We start from the raw sequence: 21977 nt of genomic DNA, 5'->3' as shown, positions 1-21977 counted from the left end.
CTTTAAATAGTTACTTAATATTTCATTTTTAGGGAGTAAGGGGCTACTTTGGAAAATATTTTACCGACTACCGGTATTTTAGTTACAATAGTGCTGATTAAGAAAAAGGAAGGAATAACATTTCCTGTAACCATAATTAATTGCTGCTTGGTATCAATATTACCTTTCATAGTAAAATCAAAGAACGGTCCATGTGCTTCCGTATCAAAAATTGTAATTATATTTCCTCTATAATTAAATTTACCGGTCATATCTTCAAATAAAATATTTTTATTATTAGTTATTGAACTAAGAAAACCCGGCAATGAAACAAAGGAAACAAGGCGTGTTAAAAAAGGAGTATCGACTACCGTAAAATGTTTTATAGAAAATTTGCCGTCTAATATCGGCACTATTTCACCTTTTTTTACTTCATATCTTTTTGTATTTAAGTTGATATTAATCTGACCGTTTTGCATAGTGGTATACATTCCGAGTCCCTTAAGCAATGCTCCGGCATTATCGGATTCAATTAGCCATTGTTCAAAAGTGTCCTTAGCGGTAAGCGACATCTTAACTTTTTTATTGTCGATATTAGCATTTAGAAAACCGGAGAAACACCGCACTTTATCACATTTAATTGCTAAATCAAGATTACCTAGAATTATATTATTTTTTAAAAGTATTTTTGATATATTAGTTTTTAAATTAATATTACGTGTAGAATCTCCCCCTTTTTCTAAAAACTGCATCATATTAGCATTTGATAAATCTAATCCACTTCCATAAAGTTCCGTATTAAGATTATGGTTATCTATGATTATTTTTCCTTTTAAATCCGTATGATTATGTTTAACAGAGGCTAGATTAATATTATAAATATTTTTCTTAATTAAGGCATTACCGTTAATTTTTAGATTATCCTGCCCTGAAAGGTTAAATTCAATATTTCTATCGAAATTTTTATCATTTAATTTAGTATATAAATATAAATTAGCTTTTTTATATAATTTTTTATGAATGTATACTTTATCTATATAAAATTCTAAATTATCAAGATTAGAATTAACGGTAATAAAACTCTCATTATTATGCTGTTTTTTATACTCAAAATTTAAAACGGTGCTGCCTGTAATTAATTTAAATACTCCTAATCTTTGATTATTTGCCGCAATATTACTTTTTATTTTAAGTAAACACTCATTATTCTTATCCGATATATCATGATCATAAGTAAAGCTGCTTGCATAATTATTAATTTTACCTTTACCGCTAATATTTAGTTTATTGTCTTTAAAGCTACCTTTGGCTTCACCGTTTTGTAATAGGATATTATTGTCTAAGGTGTTAAAAGAGATATTTGTTAATGTCGACAAAACATTATAGCTATTAGGGATATTTGGGCTAATAGGAATTATTAGCTCTATTATTGAATTTGCCGTTCCTTTGATTTTTTTAAGATCAATATTTTGATATGCATCATTTGGAACAAAGGCAATTAAGTCGTTAATTTCACCTTTAGCAGTAGCATTAAAAACAAATTGCGATTTATCTGGTCCTTCCCATTTGAAAGTCATAATACCGTCTGAAACGACACTTTTACCGCTATATGCTTCATTAATTAGAAATTTTATTTCCAGTCCTGAAATGATTATATTAGTATCAACTTTAGTTAAAGGCGGTAAATCTTTATGATATTTATATTCAAAATTCGAGATATGTAAATTTGCTTTTAAATTATCTTCTACTAAAATATTTTTTTTTAAAAATTTTTTATCTAATTTAATATTTAATTCTCCGTTTTGGATGTAACCTTGTTTTATATGTTCTCGCAAATATGAGATTATAGGATTATCCGGAATAATTTTTTCGACTGTTTGATAAATTATTAAAGGCATATTTGCGGCAGCTGCACTTGCGTTGATATTTTTATCGGTTATTATACCGTTTAGTGATAAAAAAGCTTTATCCCCAAAGGTGAGTTTGCAATTAACGGTCTTTGGATTATCTTTAGAATAGGTGGTTTTATATGAGCATAAAGCATTTCCTAGCGGTAAGCCCGTTCCTTGCTCATCGGTTAAGATATCACTTTTTATTGAAGTTAACCGTATGTCGGTTAGGGAATCTTTTTTAATTATATTTAACGAATAATCACCGGTCGTTGAAGTATTTATAATCTCTTCATCGTTATTTGAGATTACGGAAATTTTATCAATATTAAAATTAGATTCTATTAATGAATTAGAAAAGAAATTTTTGAAATTAAAGAAAAGATTAAAATCGTTAATTTCTCCTCTAGCATTATCTATAAGACTTAAGGAAATTTTATCTATGGATAATCGGTTTTCTTTAAATTCTAAATTATGTAATACAGCCTTTATATCATTTTTACTTAAATAAAATTCAATTATTTTTTTCAAAGGTTCATTTAAGTGTCCTTTATTTGCACTATAAACAGTTAGAGTTATAGCCAAAGATAATGAAATTAGAATTATAAAAATACTAATAAAGGTTTTTTTAATAAAATTCATTTGAGCTTGTAAATCTATTGAAATATGATAAAAGCTTTATATACTCGATGAACTTCAAAAATTGGCTACGTCATCCTACAAGTACTGCGGTACTCACGTATTAAGTATACGCTTCATTCCTCGTCTTGTGGATTCCTTGCTCTTTTTGAAGTTGATCTTCGTCTATACTACTCTTCATTTATTTGAGGTATACACTTGGAATATAACGTATAATTTAAAAATTTAATATAAAAATCACAAAAAATTATGAATATTACATTTATCGGTAGCGGATATGTGGGATTAGTCTCAGGTATTATTATGGGCTATTTAGGTCATAATGTTACTTGTCTTGATAATGATGAGGTTAAAATATCCAAATTAAATAAGCAAATATTACCGATTTATGAAGCTAAACTTGATGAATATCTTAAGCAAGCTTTAGAATCTGATAGGTTAAAATTTACAAATATTTATAATAATGAACTTCAAAATGCCGATGCAATATTTATTACGGTCGGCACGCCTTCAAAAGAGTCGGGAGAAGCAGATTTAAAATATGTCTATTATGCTATTGATAAAGTTTCTATGCATATAAATAAAGATTGTTTAATAGTCATAAAATCTACTGTTCTGCCTTATAGTTGCAGTAATATTATAGCTTATTTAAAATCAAAAGGCTTTTCATTTAATGTTGCTTCTAATCCTGAGTTTTTAAGAGAGGGCAGTGCGGTAGAAGATTTTTTATATCCTGATCGTATAGTTATCGGTGTAAATAATAAAGAATCAGAGGAAATATTACGAAAAATTTATGCACCTTTAATAGAACAAGGTGCAAAGTTTGTGGTTACCGATTTAGTGACGAGCGAACTTATTAAATATGCTTCAAATAGTTTTTTAGCTACCAAAATTGCTTTTATTAACGAAATGGCTGATTTATGTGAAAAAATCGGCGGTAATATTAAAGATTTATCTAAAGGTGTAGGACTTGATCAAAGAATCGGTCAAAATTTTTTAAATGCAGGACCAGGTTTTGGTGGTTCGTGTTTTCCAAAAGATATTCTAGCATTAAATAATCTTGTAGAAAATCATCATATCGATTGTAAGATTCTTAAGGCAGTAATTAAAAGTAATAAGCAGCGTCCAAGTAATATGGTAGATAAGATAGCTACTTTGTTAGACGGAGATTTAAAAGGTAAAAGTATAGCAATTTTAGGCTTAACATATAAAGCAGGAACAGATGATGTTAGAGCAAGTCCTGCCATCGAAATTGTAAAGATCTTATTAAATAAAGATGTATATGTTAAAGCATTTGATCCTATCGGTCTTGAAAATGCTAAAAAGACTTTGGAGCATAAAAATTTGCTATATTTAGATTCGGCAGTTGAAGCTTGTAAATCAGTAGATATTATAGTTATTGCAACTGAATGGTCAGAATTTAAAGAACTTAATTGGCAAGAAATTTATGATTTAGTAAAATCTCCGATAATCATTGACCTTAGAAATATACTAGATAATGAAGCAGTGAAAAAAATCGGTTTTAGATATTATGCAGTCGGAAGTAAAATTTAGTCTTTGTAATTGTCATCCCGCGACTTGATCGCAGGATCTAGTCTTTTTAAAGTTTTTTCTAGATCCCGTGATCAAGCCACGGGGTGACACAATGACATGAATACAATAAAAACTTTAACATTAATTTAAAATGCAACCTGAATTTATTCATTTAAGAACTCAAAGCTCTTATTCTTTTCTAGAAAGTGCATTAACGATCGAGAAGGTAGTAGAGCTTGCTTCATCGAATAAAATGTCTGCTATTTGTTTGGCAGATAAGGGAAATTTATTCGGCTCATTAGAGTTTGCATTATATGCAGTAAAAAAAGGACTGCAGCCGATACACGGAGTTATTCTCAACATAAAATATAATATACAGCTAAATTTAGCAAGCTTCAGACAAGATGAATTTAAGAGCAAGCCTGCGGAGCGTACAAAAGTACGTGAGCAAAGGCTTGACCCAAAAATTTCGCTTGTATCAAGCTTGCTGAATGATGCTAGAGATATTTTTGCTCAAATTTTACTTATAGCTAAAGATGAAACCGGCTATAAAAATTTACTCAAACTATCAAGCCTTACTTTTACTAAGAATGATCGTAAGATATGCGATCACATTGATTTTGAAGATTTAATCGAATATCAAGAGGGATTAATAGCGTTATGCTGTTATACCGACGGTATTGTTGGGAAATGCTTACTAGCTCGCAACGAGGAGCAAGCGATGCTATTTGCACGTAAATTACAGGAAATTTTAGGAGATCGGTTTTATTTTGAGATTATGAGACATGATCTACCTGAAGAACAGTTTATTGAGGATAGTTATATTAGAATTGCTGCCGAGCTTGCTATTCCGCTTGTTGCTACTAATAAAGTTTTGTTTAGTGAGAAAAGCATGCATGATGCACATGATGTATTGTTATGTATATCAGCTGGTGTTACTAAAGAATATCCGGATCGAAAAACAGTTAGCGAAAATTGTTATTTTAGATCACCGCATGAGATGATAGAGCTTTTTTCTGATCTACCTAGTGCCATCCAAAATACCGTGAATTTAAGAGAGCGTTGTTATTTTGCAGCACATGCAAACCCGCCGATGCTGCCTAATTTTGCCACCAAAGATATTAGTGAAACGGATTTAATTAGAAAAGATGCAAAAGAAGGGTTGCTTGCAAGGCTTGCTACAAAGTTTAAATCTGAAAATATTTCGTTAGAGAATCAAGAAGAATTGAAAACCGAATATTTTGCTCGTCTTAATTATGAGCTGGATATTATCTGTAATATGAATTTTGCCGGTTATTTTTTGATTGTATCCGATTTTATTAAATGGAGTAAAAAAGAGGGTATTTTAGTCGGACCAGGTAGAGGTTCGGGAGCAGGTTCGGTTGTTGCTTGGAGCTTGCTTATTACTGATCTCGATCCGATTAAATTTGGCTTATTATTTGAAAGATTTTTAAATCCTGAACGTATTTCAATGCCTGATTTTGATATTGATTTTTGTCAAGAAAGGCGTGAGGAAGTAATTAATTACGTACGCTCTAAATACGGTAATAATAGAGTAGGACAGATTATAACTTTCGGTAAGATGCAGGCAAAGGCTGTAATTAAGGATGTCGCTCGTGTTCTTAGTTTACCTTATAAATTCGCTGATTATCTAACAGAACTTGTACCTTTTAGTGCAGTTAATCCCGTTAGCCTAGAACAGGCAATACGTGAAGTTCCGGAGCTTACAAATGCCGCTAAAGGTAATGGACTGTATAATTTAGAGGGTGAAGCGGAGTTAATTAAGCTAGTGCTTGATACTTCATTAATTCTTGAGGGGTTACATAGGCATTCCTCAACTCATGCCGCAGGAATCGTAATAGCAGGTACTGATTTAGTCGATATAGTACCGGTATACAAAGATGCTAATTCCGATATGCTGGTAGTCGGTTATTCTATGAAATATTCTGAAATTGCCGGTTTAATTAAATTTGATTTTTTAGGGCTACAAACCCTAACGGTTATTACCGATTGTAAGAAACTGCTTAAAGAGCAAGGAATAGAAGTGGATTTTAACAATATGACGTTTGATGATAATAAGACTTATCAAATGTTGTGTAAAGGTAAAGGAGTCGGCGTTTTCCAATTTGAAAGTATCGGGATGAAAGATGCACTTAGACGCCTTAAACCTGATTCTATACATGATTTGATAGCTCTTGGTGCGTTATACCGTCCCGGTCCTATGGAAAATATCCCTACCTATATAGCTTGTAAGCATAAATTACAACAGCCTGATTATTTACATGAGCTATTGAAGCCAATCTTAGAAGAAACTTACGGAGTGGTGATATATCAGGAGCAGGTACAAAGAATTGCTCAGGTTCTTGCAGGTTATACGCTAGGAGCTGCCGATTTACTTCGTAGAGCAATGGGTAAGAAGATAAAAAAAGAAATGGAGGAGCAGGAAGAAATTTTTGTTAAAGGAGCAATGGCTAATAATATTTCGGAATCTCAAGCTAAATCCATTTTTGCAACCGTGGCTAAATTTGCCGGATACGGTTTTAATAAGGCACATGCTGCGGCTTACGGTGTTATTTCATACCAAACTGCATATCTTAAAGCTAATTATCCTGCTGAATTTTTAGTAGCATGCTTAAATCTTGAATTAAATAATCATGATAAAATTAATTTATTTCTGCAAGAAGCAAAAGATAACGGCATAAAAATTACTGCACCTAATATTAATATTTCTGAAGGATATTTTAGCGTAAAGTCTTCGGACACTGTCATCCCGCGAGCTGCGACTTGTCATCCCCAAGGTTCTCTATGTCATCCCCGCGATCCAGAAAAGGTAGAAACTGCTCTGAATCATAAAAGTATGAAAATGGATTCCCGCTTTCGCGGGAATGATATAGAAGGTATTGGATATGACAAAGAAGAAAATACAATAATCTTCGCCTTAGGTGCTATTAAGGGAGTCACGCCGAATTTCGGTAAGTTAGTAACGGATGAGCGAAAAGCAAGAGGAATGTTTAAATCAATTACTGATTTTATTGAAAGATTACCCCCAAAATCTATTAACAGTAAATTATTGGAAAATTTAATTAAATCAGGCTGTTTTGATGAGTTACATGATAATAGATTGCAATTATTTTCAAGTATTTCAAAATTGCTTTCTTATTCAACTTCATATCACGAAGAGCAGGAATCTAATCAATTTAGTTTAATTAAAGTTTCTACTTTAAGTCCAACTATTTTAGTATCAAGTGATTATGCCGATAAAAATACCTTAGCTTTTTACGAATTTGAGGCTATGGGTTTATTTATCTCTAATCATCCTCTTACGCAGTATCAAGAAATATTTAGTCGTTTAAATATTTTAAATACTGCGGATTTACATAATAACTTACCTGAAGGTACTAACCGAGTAAATCTTGCCGGTGTAATACAAAAAAAGGATTCTCGTATGTCAGCAAGAGGTAGATTCGTTACACTCGTGCTTTCCGATCCTGAGAATATCTTTGAGCTTAGTATTTTTAGCGAAGAAGTCTTAAAAGATTATGTACATTTACTTGACGTTAAAAGTTTGGTAGTCGTTAATTGTGATATAATCAAAGATGAAGGAGGAATAAAACTAACGGCAAAAAGCTTTTTATCAATTGAGGATGCAATTAATAATAAACAATTCGAACTACAGCTTTACCCACAAAATCATGAAGAATTACTGCAGATAGTAACCTTGCTTGCAACCCGCACTAATAACGGGGATCAGAGTAATGCTAAAGCTACGATCTATTTACAAAGCGAAGATGTAAAGAATTTTGTAGCAAAAATTACATTACCGGAAAAGTTTTTTCTCCAAGGGCAAGATTTTGAGATTTTAAAAGGATATAGTAAATAGCGGGGTTGTTGCTCGGCTTTCTATGTCATTCTCGCGAGGCATTGTTGTGTGGATACCGAGTCGTCATTGCGAACAGCCATAGGCTGCGTGGCAATCTCATGAAATAATAACAAACTCCTGAGATTGCTTCGTCAATTACTTCGTAAATTTCCTCGCAATGACGAAAAAACCGAGCCATGCAACAAAGCCAATGCCTCGCAGGAATGACATAGAAACCTTGAGTCAATTTTTTATAGGCAATACCTAAATTGACGGTAAAATGAATCTATAATTGAGTAATATTCTTTGATGTTTTTTTATCGCTAAGTTCCATATATTTTGTTAGTCGATGTTTGTCTGCTATTAACTTTGCTTCTTTTTCTAAATTGATATTTTGCTCAAGATTTGAATCTTTAAGTAATTCTTTAAAATAATTACTTATGGATTTTAATCCCAATTTTCCCGTTAATTTACTTAAATATTTATAAAATTTATTTTGGACCGTTTGTTTTTTAGGTTCTGAGTTTTTATTGAATATATTATCGGTTTTAACTTCTTGTTTTTTATCGTCTACCACTTTCGTACTATCAGGTGGATTTTTATTAGCTTCAGTTATTAGTTCATTTACTAAATTTTGTTTTTCTTCTTTAAGTACAGCGTCATTCAAAAAGCTTGATACAAGCGAATTTTTTGAGTGTATTGTATCCAAGTTAAGGTTAGTAGTTTCTTGTTTTTCTACATTCGGGAGCGGTATATTAATATGCTCGGTTTTTGTTTCAATTATAGGTGAATCTATTAATTTATTCTCTCCAAAAATATCTAGAGCTTGCTGCGTAAACTCATCTACTAATTTTTGAGTTTTTATAGGTGTTATTTCTTCATTAAATTTGTTTTCACTATAGTCTTTAACTACTTGAGTGATTTCTTCGGATGCTTTTGCTTCCGGTATAGTCATTTTGTATTTTTGTGCCATATCTTTTATGACATCATCCAATTTCTTATGTTCTTCTGATAACTCTAGCGGTTTAGGGTTAGTATTACTTTGTTTCATTTGCCGGAAAATATCTATAGCCGGACGGTTTTCTATTTTTGCTTGTATTTGTGCTTTGATAAGTATATTTACATCTTTATCATTTAAGCATTTTTCTGATAGCTCTTTAATGATTTGTTCTTTGTTAAATTTATATAATCTATAATTTTCTAAAATTTTTTTTGAGGGAGCTATTTCGTGCTCTTCAAAAACAAGTTTGAATATGGTTTATGACAGGCTTTAAAAGATCCTCGGTAATAGGTAAATCAGTGTCCTTATAGGGAAACACGGTAGATAAAAAATCTACTAGATCAATCTTGACATACTTTAAATTAGATTCTTCAGCAACTTTATTAAATAACTTTTCTTTTGTGCTTGGTGTAGGCCCTTCATTATAAAAAAAAGTATCAAAATAATTAGTAGCTGAATTGGCAATATCTTTTTGAAATTGATTTTGATGAGTTGTATTTGAGATACTTTGTTCTTTTATTAAAGGTATATTTAAGATATTTGCTAAATTTTTTTGTTCGCTTTCTAAGTTTGATATTATTTGAGATACTTGATTTTGTGTAATAAAATCATATATTTCACGAAATTCTGAATCCGGTACATTGTCTCTTAAAGCTTCTCTTATTGACCTGCTGCTACAATTCCCTAAAGTTTGTCCAGTAACTGTTCTTCTTGAATCAGCTGTTGGGTTAATAAGTTGTTCCGATTTGAATTTGTTGATTTTGTTATTATGAGCTTTTATTGCTTCTATTTCATTTATAGATAATATACTATCTTTTACTTCTTTATCTGTTTGATTTTTGAGTTCATATTTAATTGAGCTGAATTTTGCTTTATTTCTTGCTTCTATTGTTTCATTTATTTTAGATAATTGATCTTTTGGTGTTTGATTTAGCTTTGAATTATCTGCTCTTACCCCAGCACTGGCATTATATAATACGATAATTTTTTCCGTTTTCTTTAGAATATTTTATAACATTTGCATGTAATCCTGTATTAGTAGGAGCATTAGAATATGATAAATATGCCTCTCCGGTTTTTTGCAGTTTATCATATATTTTATCCGTAGTTTCTTCTAAAAATTTTTTTAACTGTTCTGCAGGCGGTAATTTATTTGAGTTAGTTAAATTACGTACTGAAAAGGATTGCTTATAAATCTCATCTAAGCCATCCATAAAATGGTCTAATTTTTTATCTGTATTTTCGTCAGGATTTAAAGCTTTATAAGCTCCAAGTAAGGCCTAGCCGTTATAAAATGAGCTGAGCCTAAATTATAATCTTTTATGGATTTATCATAGGTACGGGCATCGTCAAGCATTTCGCGGTACTGAGTTGCTTTCGCTTCATACTCATATTCTCGTATGTTATTTAAGGCTTGAGTGATATTTTCATAATGCTCTCTCAGCTTATTTTGATTATTCTCTTTTAGAGCAGTATTTGTAAGTTCATTATCATAATTTTCTAAGTTACCGAACTTTCTATCATTATTTATATTCTCAGCCATATTTTCAACTAATTAATTAAACAAAGATAAAAATAATCATGTATTACGAATAAATAAATGTCAATAGTTACTCACTTCAATATATCTACTTTATCTAATTGTTCCCATGTAAAATTTTCGTCTTCACGGCTGAAATGACCGTAAGCAGCCGTTTTTTGATAACATGGAGTGCGAAGCTTAAGATGTTTAATAATTCTGCCTGGACGCATATCAAAATGCTGTGTTATGAGCTTAGTAATTTGTTCGTTGTTTAATTTGCTAGTACCGAAAGTTTCAGCGTAAATAGATACGGGAGCAGCAACGCCTATTGCATAAGATATTTGATTTCACAGCGATCAGCAAGTCCTGCTCCTACTATATTCTTAGCAATATAGCGTGCCATGTAAGCAGCCGACCTATCTATATTTGGTTGGGTCTTTTCCTGAAAAGCAACCACCGCCGTGTCTTGCCATTCCTCCATAGCTGTCCACGATAATTTTCCTACCGGTTAAACCGCAATCTGCAACAGGGCCGCCTATAACAAACCTACCTGTCGGGTTAATTAGATATTTAGTGTGTTTATGAAGTAAATGGCTTGGTAATGCCTGTTTAATAATTTCTTCCATTACTGCTTCAATAAGGTCTTTTTATTGTATTTCCGGATGATGCTGAGTTGATAAAACTACCGCATCAATGGCAATAGGTGTGTTATTTTCATATCGTAACGTGACTTGTTATTTTGAATCGGGTCTAAGCCAAGACAAAACATTTTGTTTACGCAAATATGCTTGTCTTTTCATTAAAAGATGAGCGTAGTAAATCGGTGCAGGCATTAAACTATCCGTCTCGTTACAAGCATAACCGAAAACCATACCTTGATCTCCTGCACCTATTTCATCGTCAGTTGCATTGTCAACACCCATAGCTATATCGGGTGATTGTTTAATTATAGAAGAAATTACGGCACAACAGCTACCGTCAAATCCATAATTTGGATTATTATAGCCAATTTCTTGTACTTTACTCTGTACTATTTGCTCAATATCCACATAAGTACTAGTAGTAATTTCACCTCCCGCTAGAACTAGACCGGTTGTTACAAAAGTTTCGCAGGCAACACGACCGTTAGGGTCTTGTTTTAGAATCTAATCAAGTATCGTATCTGAACTTTGATCGGCAATTTTGTTCGCATGCCCTTCAGAAACTGACTCAGACGTAAATATAAAATTTTTCATAAGTTACTCTCCTTTTAAAATTCTTGAAATGACTTTATTAAAGTTTTAGCGTCAGATGCTTCATAACTTATCAAATCTCTTATAAATTCTACTTTACCGAATAGTTCTTCGGAAGCATTAAAATGTACTGATCCTAAATAACCTTTATAGTTCATCAAATCATTTTTTATCATATTAATCTTTTTTTATAATTTTAGTTTTACTTGATGATTTTGATGTCATTCCTGCGAAAGCAGGAATCCAGTAAAACCTATAAAAAACTTGTTTTTTTAGGTTTATTTTGTCAATTAATGTGTAATTTTTGTACCAATTTAAGGTTATTTTCTGGATTCCCGCTTTCGCAGGAATGACATCAAAATCATCCATGCAACAACACCTAAGACTGCTTGCAATGACAACTTAGCTTCGTAGGAATGACCAACTATTCAATGAATTTCCATCCAGTTATTACCTGCTCTAATTTCGGTTATAATCGGTACATCCATATTAGTAGAGTTTTCCATGATTTTTTTAATAATGGGTATTATAATTTCTACTTCTTCAATCGGTGCTTCAAATAGTAATTCATCATGAATTTGCAGTACTAATCTTGTTTTAAGTTTACGTTTTTCTATTTCTTGATCTAGATTGATCATGGCAATTTTAATTATATCGGCATTAGTTCCTTGAATCGGAGCGTTAATAGCCGCACGCTCTGCAAATTGTTTAAGTTTTTTATCATGAATTAGAGGTACAAAACATTTTCTGCCGAAGAAATTTGTTACATAGCCGTTGCTACTTGCAAAAGCTTTTGTTTGCTCCATATATTCTTGTACTCCTTTATATTCGGCAAAATATTTCTTGATATATTTGGATGCTTCGCCGTTGGTAACATTTAATTGCTTAGCAAGCCCAAAAGCACTTATACCGTAAATAATACCAAAATTTATAGCTTTTGCTTTACGTCTATGTTCGCTAGTTAGTTTGTGTTTTTGTAAGTTAAAGATCTGACAAGCGGTTTGAGTATGGATATCGTCTTTATTGATAAATGCTTGTTTTAATGCATCTATATTTGCGATATGGCTTAATATTCTAAGCTCAATTTGAGAATAATCGGCAGATATTAATTTATAACCTTCTTCAGCGATAAAAGCTTGTCTGATTTTATTCCCTTCACTAGAGCGAATCGGTACGTTTTGCAGATTAGGTTCTTGTGAGCTAAGTCTTCCTGTAGTGGTAGAAGTTTGTAAAAATGTCGTATGTACCCGCTTAGTTATATTATCTATCTGTTTCGGTAAACTATCGGTGTAAGTATTCTTTAATTTTGTAAGCTGTCGCCACCTTAGTAATAAATCAGCTATGTTATATCCATGCTCACTAAGTTTTTCTAGTATTTCCGCTCCTGTTGAGTAAGAGCTTGCTTTAGCCGAAACTTTACCGAAAGGTAATTGCATTTTTTCAAATAAAATCTCACCTAATTGTTTTGGCGAACCAATATTAAATTTAGTTCCGCTAAGAGCAAAAATTTCTTCTTCAAGTTTTAGAATTTCTTCTCCAAATTCAGCGGATAATTGTTTTAGGTAATTAGCATCTACTTTAATACCCACTTTCTCCATTTTATCTAAAATAAAACAAATAGGTAAATCAATGTCGCTATAAAGTCTAAAGGCTTTGTTGTCTTTAAGCTCCAATATAGTTTGCTTATAAAGTGAGATAAAGTTTATTACTATTTTTGCTGATTCGATAATTATATTTTCTATCAAAGTTTCTTCAAATAAATTTTGCTGTGATAAACCGGCAGATAACGCATATTGCATTAGTTCTAAATCCTCTATAGCCGTAATTTCATGAGATTGGTTTGCATAAAATTTCAGTAAAGGTTTCAGAGAGTAAGTAATTTTTTTTATAGATTTATCGACTAGTAAATTGAAGATTATATCCGAAAACCAGTTGTTATTAGTTTTAGTATTATAAGAAAATAGATCATGAGAAGTGTTAGAAATTTTAATAATATAGCTTTGGTTTTGCAGTGATAAAATAAAAGCAAGACTATCTCCTTTATGCTGCAGTAAGTATATTCCAAATATTCCTATTTTCTCAGCTTCTTTAGCAAAATTTGCTAACTCACTAGCATTACTAATTTCTTTTGCTTCGGTTACTTTATTATCTGCTATCTCTTTATGGTCATTAATTTTAATATCGAATAAATTTTCTGCTCTTTTATATAAAGATTTAAAACCGTATTCTTGTAAAAATCCTGTTAATTTATCGCTATTTGGAGGTGACCATTCTAAATTATTCAGCTGGAAATCTAAATCAACATTAGAATCAAGCCCTATTAACTGCCATGAAATTAACGCCGCTTCTTTAGAATTTTGTAAAGTTTCACGTTGTTTTACGCTTGAGACTTGGTCTAAAGAGTTAAATATATTTTCTACAGAACCAAATTGTGTTATAAGACTACTTGCCGTTTTTGGTCCGATAGATGGCACACCCGGAATATTATCCGATCTATCGCCGATTAAAGCCATCACTTCACGTAATTTATCAGAAGTAGTACCGAATTTTTTAACAACATCCTTCTCTGTAATATATTTCCCTTTTAACGGATCATATATTTTGATGTTTTCACTCATTAACTGCAATAGATCTTTATCGGAAGAGATAATAACGACCTCTTCTCCAAGCATGACCGTTTTAGTAGCAAAGGTTGCGATAATGTCATCGGCTTCATAACCGTTCTTCTCTAGAATAGGAAAATTTAAACTACTTGCAACATCACGAACTAAAGGTAATTGTACAATTAAATCTTCAGGAGGAGGCGGACGATTAGCTTTATACTCAGGATAAATATGATGACGGAAATTTCCCCCGCCGCTGTCGAATACTACAGCGACATGTTTAGGCTTAAAATCACTCAGTAATTTTAGTAGCATTGAAGTGAAGCCGTAAAGAGCACCGACAGGCTCGCCTTTCGGCGAAGTTAAAGGCTGTTGTGCATAATAGGCTCTAAAAACAAATCCGTATCCATCTATGAGTAATAAGGTATTTTTTTGAGTCATTTTATGATTTTAATTTTTAATTAAATCGTCATTGTGAGGAAATTGCATAGCAATTGACGAAGCAATCTCAGGAGTTTATTATTACTTTATGAGATTGCCGTGTAGCCTACGGCTGCTCAAAATGACGACTCAATATTCGTGCGGGCAAATGACGTAGCAAAACCTCACAATCCCACTAGACTTTTAGCAAAATCATGTCGGTTGAATATTTTTAAGTCCTCTATCTTCTCGCCTATACCGATAAAGTATACGGGTAAATTAAATTTTTGTACTACTCCGACAAGTACTCCGGCTTTAGCACTGCCGTCTAGTTTAGTCACGATAAGTCCCGTCAAATTAGTAGCATCATTAAAATGTTCTACTTGGTTATAAGTATTTTGTCCGGTAATAGCATCAATTACTAAAATGCTATGAGTGGGTGCATTCTCGTCTAGTTTTTTTATAACTTTTACAATTTTAGACAGTTCATCCATCAAATTTTTCTTATTATGAAGTCTGCCTGCCGTATCGATAAAAAGTATATCGATATTTTGTTTTATCGATTCTTCCATAGCACGGTAAGCAACACTCGCAGGGTCAGCCGATTCTTCACCGGTAATAAGTAGTGCATTTGCTCTATCTACCCAAGTACTTAGCTGATTTACGGCAGCTGCTCTAAAAGTATCGCATGCCGCAACTGCTACTTTTTCCCCTTGTGCTGAGTACATTGCAGCAAGCTTACCTATAGTCGTGGTTTTACCTGCTCCATTAACACCGCAAACTAAAATTACGTTTAATTTATTTGCATCTAAAGTAAAAGGAATTTCTGATTTTGATAGCTGCTGTTCTACTAATTCAGCTAGTGCATCTTTTACTGTATCACTATCTATTTCTTTGTCAAATTTTACCTTTTTAAACTCTTCAATAATATTAGTTACTACCGCAACACTCATATCACTTGAGATAATTAGCTCTTCTAGCTCTTCTAGAGTTTCTGCATCTAATTTTTTCTTGTAAAATATTTTGTCTATACCTTCCGATATTTTATTAGAAGTTTTAGATAAACTTTGTTTTAATTTACTAAATATCGAAATCATATTAGATAGTTTTTTGTTTTATGGGTGTTGGTGTTACGCCTGCTTCGGCGTCATACCGTGGCTTGTCCACGGTATCCAGAAAAAATTAAAAAAGACTGGACCCCGTGGTCAAGCCACGGGGTGACACAGTGGTGGAATTGATCCACGCAGATAAGCCCCCTTACAATGACGATTAAGGTACTTATCTCTTCTTCTTATTTTTGCTTTTGTTTTTATTTCCGTCGGTAGTTTTATTGAATCTACCTAAATTTTTAACAAATTTTTGTAATCCGTTAAGTTCCGTTCCATATGTCCTAGTATATTCACGGACTGTTTCTATATCTTGTCTATGAGAATCATCTATTACTACTACTTCCTGCATAAAATTATTAGCATCAAACGTAATTTTTACTATTTTTTGCTTTTCAATTTTTGGATTAAGCCAAGCTCTTTGAGACATAACTCTTTCAACATAATACCAGGTATTTTGGGAATATTCCGGTACCATAGTAGGCGTACCTATTAATTCTACGACTTCCGCTTTGTTTAGTTTTTTAGACTCTAATTTTACAAGTGCCGAATCATCTATGGATTGCCCTCTATTTTCGATAGTTTTGCAGCCGCTTAAGGAAAAAAAGGCTAATATACTAAAAATGTATGTTATAAAAATTTTCATAAGTTTAATTTTATCTAGATTTTATTACAAGATTATAATATACTGCTTCACTAATTTGACAAATACTTTTTAATTTATATTTAGAGAGGCTAATAATGGCAGTTCCAAAGAAAAAAACATCAAAATCAAGACGTAATATGAGACGTTCACATTTAGCACTTGGTAAAGTTAACGTAATAGTTGACTCGCAAACTGGTGAATATAAGCTTCCGCATCACGTTTCTTTAGTTGACGGGACTTATAATAATCGTCAAGTAGTAACGAAAAAAATTGAAACTGAAGAAGAAGTAGCCTAAAGTTATGACCTGCAAAATTATTGGTTGCGGCGGGTATCTTCCTTCAAAAATAGTTAGTAATGACGAACTTGCAAAATTTGTAGATACTAATGATGAATGGATTAGAACAAGAACAGGTATTACGCAGCGTCATATAGCAGGTGATACAGAATATACTTCCCATCTTGCTTTAAAATCGGCTGAAAAAGCTATAGTAGATGCAGGGATATCAGCAAATGATATTGATTTAATTATTACATGTACTACTACTCCGGATAATAGCTTCCCTTCGGTCGCCTCTAAGCTTCAAGGTTATCTTGGTTTAACTAATATACCGTCTTTTGATTTACAAGCAGTATGTGCCGGCTTTGTTTATGGTTTACAAGTAGCGAATTCTCTTATCTCATCAGGTAAATATAAAACTATTTTGCTTATAGGGGCCGAGAAAATGACGTCATTATTAGACTGGAATGATAGGACTACTTGCGTCTTATTTGGTGATGGAGCAGGTAGTGTAATATTACAGCGTAGTAGTGATGACTCCGGTTTAATAGATAGCAATATTTTTGCAAGCGGAGCTGATTATGAAATATTATACACAAACGGTGGTATAAGTATGAACGGTATTAGTGGCAAAATAGTTATGCAGGGGCAAAAATTATTTCGTCATGCAATAGAAAAAATGCAACAATCTATAAAAGATTTACTGCATGCTAATCAATTCAGTGTAAGCGATATTGATTATTTTATACCTCATCAAGCAAATATCCGTATTATTAATAAACTCGCCGAATCATTAAACCTATCAGAACATAAGGTAATAAAAACCGTAGAGAAGCACGCTAATTGTTCAGCGGCTTCTATTCCGCTTGCTTTGAGTACTCTTAAAGCATCAGGTAAAATAAAAAAAGGTGATATTCTACTATTTTCAGCTATCGGTGCAGGTCTTAATTGGGGCAGTGCATTAATAAGATGGTGAATATAATCGTTTAATTTGAAAATTGGCAGCGTTACTTAATTATATATACGTTGCGGTTATAAGCTTCAAAATCGATTCCTCTTTTCTACATTAAACTTCATTTATCTATTTATCCAAAGTATCTACTTAGTATTATAAAAATGATATTTTTACCACATTTATACATGAGTAATTGCATTTTATAATATTTTAGCCTTTAAACTAATAAAATAATGATATATACTAACTCACATAGCTTTTGGTTAGTTTAGTTTTATGAACTAGCTAAAATGAATTCAATATTAATAAATTATAATCTCAAGGAGTTTAATTATGAAAACAAAAATTACATTAGCTTTTCTTGCATTATTTGTGCTTGCAGGGTGTAATACAACAAAAAGAGCACCGCAATTTGACGGTAATATGAACCAAGGTGAAGAAACCTCATTAATGAAAGATTTCGAGAAGCATGCAGGAAATGCAGTATGGTTTGCTTTTGATAGCTCTGCTTTATCACCAAAGGCTAAAGAAGAGTTAGAGAGGCAAGCTTGCTGGTTATCAAAGCATCCTGAAGTAAAAGCTACTGTTGAAGGACATTGCGATGCAAGAGGTACCAGAGAATATAACTTAGGCTTAGGTGAAAGAAGAGCAGCAGCAGCGAAAAAATTCTTAGCTCATAAAGGAATCGATCATAACAGATTAAATATAATCTCTTATGGTAAAGATAGACCTGCTATGATGGGTAATACTGAAGAAGCTTTTGCTTATAACCGCAGAGCTGTAACAGTTGTACATCAATAAAATTATTTACTAATTATAGTATCCTAAAAGGTCGAGTTTACTACTCGGCCTTTTTTTATTTATAAATAACAACAAACTCCTGAGATTGCTTCGTCAATTACTTTGTAATTTCCTCGCAATGACGAAAAAACTGATCCACATTGCCATGTTTTTTAGGCGATACCTCAAAAATATAAAAATTTTACTAGACTTAACTGCATAATAATTATATAAATTTCAAATGAAAAGGGGCTGTAGCTCAGTTGGTTAGAGCACGCCGCTCATAACGGTGTGGTCGTAGGTTCAAGTCCTACCAGCCCCACCACACAAATTCTTATTTAAATTCGCATTAGCACTGAATTTATAATGATTAATCTAAAAATACTTTCTTGGTATCTTACTAAATTATATTCTAAGTGTTTCTTTATTATATTATTTCTTTTAATCGGGCTATTAATTATCTCAAATATTTTTGATCTTTTACAAAAATTCAAAAATATTTATGTTCCTTTTAGTTTTTTTTGGAGACTTATTTTATATAAGATCCCTTATTTACTAGGTCAAGTATCTTCGTTAATTAGTTTTACCGCTATGTTATTTTTTCTTAGAAATCTAACAAAAAATAATGAATTAACGGCTATGTTATCTAGCGGTATTCATATTTGGCAAGTGCTTGTTATTCCATGTATTGTAACTTTAATTTTAGGTATAGTTTTTACGACTATATTGAATCCTATCAGTATTATAGGCTTACAAAAATATGAGTTATTAGAAGCAAAACTAACTAAAAAAGCCTTAAGTGAGGGTATAATATCTAAATCTGGTTTATTATTTTTTGAATCTTTAAATGATGGAAATCAAATTATCCAAACACAATTTATTAATGTTGCCGAGAAAAAATTAAATAATATTACAATTTTATTTGTTGATAGTAATAATTCTTTTTTAAAGAGAATTGATGCATTATACGGTATTATTGAAAATAAAATGTTACATTTAAATAGGGTTAAGGTGTTCACAAAAGAGGAAACTAAGGCTTACAACAATTTAACTATACAGGCAAATTTATCAATTAATAGTTTAGTAAATAAATTTATTCGTCCTGAAATGGTTTCTATTTGGGCTTTACCTAAATTAATTAATGAATTATTAAATTCAGGCTTACCGGCTATTAATTATCAAATTTATTATTACAAGCAATTATTTAAGCCTATAATGATGATGGCAACCGTAATTTTAGCAAGTTGTTTTATTAGTCTTAAACAGTGTGATAATTCCCAAGAAAAAATACTGATATTAGGTTTATTTTCAGGTTTTATAGCATATTCGTTATCAGAAATATTATTAAAAATACTTACTTATAATAATTTGTCTTTAATTGCTGCTATTTTATTACCTAGTATGCTAATATTTTTTATTAGTAACTTTATTATTTTACATTATAAGGAGATTTGAATAAAGTATTGATGCTATATGTCATCCCAGCGGAAGCGGGGATCCAGTTAAATGTCATACCGCGACTTGATTGCGGTATCTTAGAACATAGTCTGTTATACAAGATCCCGTGGTCAAACCACGGGATGACAATAAGAATCAAAAAATAAGTTTTTAGAATTTAGATAGAAAAAATAAAATGATAATGAAATTTTTGGAAGGGTTTTCTTCCGGTATGGCTATAGATCTTGGTACGGCAAATACTATTGTCTATCAAAAAAGTCGTGGAATTGTTCTAAGGGAGCCTTCTGTTATTGCGTTAATAAAAAAAGACGGTGCTTTTGTGCCTTATGCTTATGGTCATGAAGCAAAAATGATGCTTGGGCGTACTCCTACGGATATTGAAGCAAAAAGACCTTTAAAAGACGGTGTTATTGCCGATTTTAAGGGTGCAGAGGAAATGATAAAGTATTTTATTAGAATGGTGCATAATCGTCGCTCTTTTTTTGGTCCGACAATTGTTATTTGTGTGCCTTCTGGTTCTACGCCGGTTGAGCGTCGTGCTATCCAAGAAGCAGCAGAAAGTGCAGGGGGTAGGGATGTCTATTTAATTGAAGAACCTATGGCGGCAGCGATCGGAGCAGGACTACCTGTAACGGAAGCGACCGGTTCGATGATTGTTGATATTGGAGGAGGCACTACGGAAGTTGCAGTTTTATCACTAGGGGGTATAGTATATGCAAGGTCGGTAAGAGTCGGCGGTGATAAGATGGATGAAGCTATTATCTCATATATAAGAAGGCACTATAACCTATTGATAGGTGAGGCTACTGCCGAAAAGATAAAGCAAGAAGTAGGTACGGCTTATGTAGATGAAAATGCTGAGCCGAGAAAGATGGAAATTAAAGGACGTGATTTAATTTACGGTATTCCTAAAGAAATGATATTGAACGAAAGACAAATTGCTGATAGTCTAATTGAACCGGTAAGTCAAATTGTTGAAGCGGTAAAAGTAGCACTAGAAGCAACACCTCCTGAGTTATCTTCAGATATAGTTGATAAGGGAATTGTTTTAACAGGCGGTAGCTCATTATTACGAAACCTCGATTTTGTTCTTAGTGAAGCCACTAAATTGCCGGTGATAGTTGCAGATGATGCCCTCTCTTGTGTAGCACTTGGAACAGGAAAAGTACTTGAAGATTTTACAAAGCTAAAACATGTACTATTTAAACAGGATTAAAAATGGCAATACTTGCAAATAGAGTAAAAAATTCTTCAAATTCATTAGAATTAATAAGAATAATATCAAATACTCTTAAGCGTTTTTTTGTTATATTTGGGCTTGGATTGTCTGTATATTTATTTTTTACTACGCCTAAAAAAATATCTAGTATATCACTTGAAGTAACCGGTAGTATAGTATCAACCGGTTTAGCAGTTTATGAAGATATATTTGAATATATAAATTCAGTAACACAAAAATTTATTTATTTTCAAGATTTAGAACGAAAAAATATAGAACTTAAACTTGAGATAGCAAGATTACAACATTTGCAAAGTGAAGTAGAATCGGTAAGAGCCGAAAACATTGCATTAAAAGATTTGTTAACGATTGCTGAGGAGGAAGAATTTGAATATATTACTACTAAATTACTGAGTGTTTCCTTTAATCCATTTTCTAGAACAGCTTTGATTTCTGCAGGTAAAAAGCAAGGCATTGAACCTGATCAAATCGTTGTTAATTCAGGAAAATTAGTAGGAAAAGTAATAGAAGTGAGTAATAATTATGCTAAAGTAATGTTAATTAGCGATGTTAATTCTAGAATACCTATTAAAGCTAATTCTTCAAGAGAACAAGGTATTTTAGCAGGTAATAATAATAATAGTAAAATTTTATACTTGCCTAACAATCATTTAGTACAGAAAGATGAGGAGATAGTAACCTCTGGGCACGGTAATATTTATCCTGCAGGTATTTTAGTGGGTTATGTGTCTAAAGTTACGGAACATGATGTTATGGTAAACGTAGCAGCTGATCTATCTAAAACGGAATTTGTACAAATATTATTGTCTAAAAAGTAATTTCTGTTTTTTAATGTTGT

17 protein-coding genes, 1 tRNA gene and 2 pseudogenes are annotated in these 21977 nt (G+C 32.1%); 10 read left to right on the top strand and 10 right to left on the bottom strand.

Translation table 11 applies throughout. The annotated features are described in order from the left end of the window. Positions 1-14: 14 nt before the first annotated feature. Positions 15-2510, bottom strand: coding sequence for an AsmA-like C-terminal region-containing protein (locus D6968_RS04420; RefSeq protein ID WP_121543681.1), 2496 nt, complete (start codon positions 2508-2510; stop codon positions 15-17). Between the two features lie 246 nt (positions 2511-2756). Between D6968_RS04420 and D6968_RS04410 the strand changes: the two genes are divergently transcribed. Both D6968_RS04410 and dnaE read left to right on the top strand, forming a co-directional pair. Next, positions 2757-4061 carry a UDP-glucose dehydrogenase family protein gene (locus tag D6968_RS04410; RefSeq protein WP_121543677.1) on the top strand — a complete coding sequence of 435 codons (1305 nt, stop codon included), beginning with the start codon at positions 2757-2759 and terminating at the stop codon, positions 4059-4061. Between the two features lie 130 nt (positions 4062-4191). Beyond that, positions 4192-7920, top strand: coding sequence for a DNA polymerase III subunit alpha (dnaE, locus tag D6968_RS04400; protein ID WP_121543675.1), 3729 nt, complete (start codon positions 4192-4194; stop codon positions 7918-7920). A 265-nt stretch (positions 7921-8185) separates the two neighbouring features. Here the strand turns inward: dnaE and D6968_RS04390 are convergent, their stop codons facing one another. The 9 genes and pseudogenes from D6968_RS04390 to D6968_RS04315 form a co-directional block, all read right to left on the bottom strand. Continuing rightward, positions 8186-8950: a hypothetical protein gene (locus D6968_RS04390; RefSeq protein ID WP_121543673.1), complete on the bottom strand. Its 765-nt coding sequence runs from the start codon at positions 8948-8950 to the stop codon at positions 8186-8188. A 900-nt stretch (positions 8951-9850) separates the two neighbouring features. Further along, positions 9851-10113: pseudogene (locus D6968_RS04375) on the bottom strand (hypothetical protein). A 38-nt stretch (positions 10114-10151) separates the two neighbouring features. Further along, the gene (locus D6968_RS04370) at positions 10152-10442 is read right to left on the bottom strand and encodes a hypothetical protein (protein WP_121543671.1); all 291 of its coding nucleotides are present in this window, start codon (positions 10440-10442) and stop codon (positions 10152-10154) included. Positions 10443-10513: 71 nt separating this feature from the next. Further along, positions 10514-11656: pseudogene (gene metK / locus D6968_RS06295) on the bottom strand (methionine adenosyltransferase). Between the two features lie 14 nt (positions 11657-11670). Then, the gene (locus tag D6968_RS04340) at positions 11671-11811 is read right to left on the bottom strand and encodes a hypothetical protein (protein WP_245969322.1); all 141 of its coding nucleotides are present in this window, start codon (positions 11809-11811) and stop codon (positions 11671-11673) included. A 19-nt stretch (positions 11812-11830) separates the two neighbouring features. Next, the gene (locus D6968_RS04335; protein ID WP_121543659.1) at positions 11831-12022 is read right to left on the bottom strand and encodes a hypothetical protein; all 192 of its coding nucleotides are present in this window, start codon (positions 12020-12022) and stop codon (positions 11831-11833) included. Positions 12023-12081: 59 nt separating this feature from the next. Beyond that, a complete protein-coding gene (gene polA, locus D6968_RS04330; RefSeq protein ID WP_121543657.1) occupies positions 12082-14697 on the bottom strand; it encodes a DNA polymerase I in 2616 nt (871 codons plus the stop codon). Positions 14698-14861: 164 nt separating this feature from the next. Next, positions 14862-15773, bottom strand: a complete 912-nt coding sequence (gene ftsY / locus D6968_RS04320) for a signal recognition particle-docking protein FtsY (protein ID WP_121543655.1) — start codon at positions 15771-15773, stop codon at positions 14862-14864. Positions 15774-15954: 181 nt separating this feature from the next. Further along, complete coding sequence (locus tag D6968_RS04315) at positions 15955-16428, bottom strand: outer membrane protein assembly factor BamE (protein WP_023507136.1); 474 nt, start codon at positions 16426-16428, stop codon at positions 15955-15957. A gap of 95 nt (positions 16429-16523) precedes the next feature. Between D6968_RS04315 and rpmF the strand changes: the two genes are divergently transcribed. The 8 genes from rpmF (at position 16524) to mreC (ending at position 21957) form a co-directional block, all read left to right on the top strand. Further along, positions 16524-16724, top strand: a complete 201-nt coding sequence (gene rpmF, locus D6968_RS04310; RefSeq protein WP_008579275.1) for a 50S ribosomal protein L32 — start codon at positions 16524-16526, stop codon at positions 16722-16724. A 4-nt stretch (positions 16725-16728) separates the two neighbouring features. Then, a complete protein-coding gene (locus D6968_RS04305; RefSeq protein ID WP_121543653.1) occupies positions 16729-17682 on the top strand; it encodes a beta-ketoacyl-ACP synthase III in 954 nt (317 codons plus the stop codon). A 312-nt stretch (positions 17683-17994) separates the two neighbouring features. Further along, positions 17995-18462, top strand: a complete 468-nt coding sequence (gene pal, locus D6968_RS04300; protein WP_121543651.1) for a peptidoglycan-associated lipoprotein Pal — start codon at positions 17995-17997, stop codon at positions 18460-18462. Positions 18463-18689: 227 nt separating this feature from the next. Continuing rightward, a tRNA-Ile gene (locus D6968_RS04290) sits at positions 18690-18766 on the top strand. A 41-nt stretch (positions 18767-18807) separates the two neighbouring features. Continuing rightward, entirely contained in the window at positions 18808-19896 is a 1089-nt protein-coding gene (locus tag D6968_RS04285) for an LptF/LptG family permease (protein ID WP_121543649.1), read from the top strand. Continuing rightward, the gene (locus D6968_RS05340) at positions 19893-20045 is read left to right on the top strand and encodes a hypothetical protein (RefSeq protein WP_177717329.1); all 153 of its coding nucleotides are present in this window, start codon (positions 19893-19895) and stop codon (positions 20043-20045) included. Before D6968_RS04285 ends, D6968_RS05340 begins: the two co-directional genes overlap by 4 nt. A 29-nt stretch (positions 20046-20074) precedes the next feature. After that, on the top strand, positions 20075-21115 hold the full coding sequence (locus tag D6968_RS04280; RefSeq protein ID WP_121543647.1) for a rod shape-determining protein: 1041 nt from the start codon (positions 20075-20077) through the stop codon (positions 21113-21115). Positions 21116-21117: 2 nt separating this feature from the next. Continuing rightward, positions 21118-21957 carry a rod shape-determining protein MreC gene (mreC, locus tag D6968_RS04275; RefSeq protein WP_121543645.1) on the top strand — a complete coding sequence of 280 codons (840 nt, stop codon included), beginning with the start codon at positions 21118-21120 and terminating at the stop codon, positions 21955-21957. The last annotated feature ends 20 nt before the right edge of the window (positions 21958-21977 follow it).

This window comes from Candidatus Rickettsia colombianensi (genome assembly GCF_003664375.1).
GTDB classification, from domain to species: domain Bacteria; phylum Pseudomonadota; class Alphaproteobacteria; order Rickettsiales; family Rickettsiaceae; genus Rickettsia; species Rickettsia tamurae.
The sequence above is the reverse complement of the archived record's forward strand: the minus strand, read 5'-3'. Positions and strand labels throughout refer to the sequence as shown.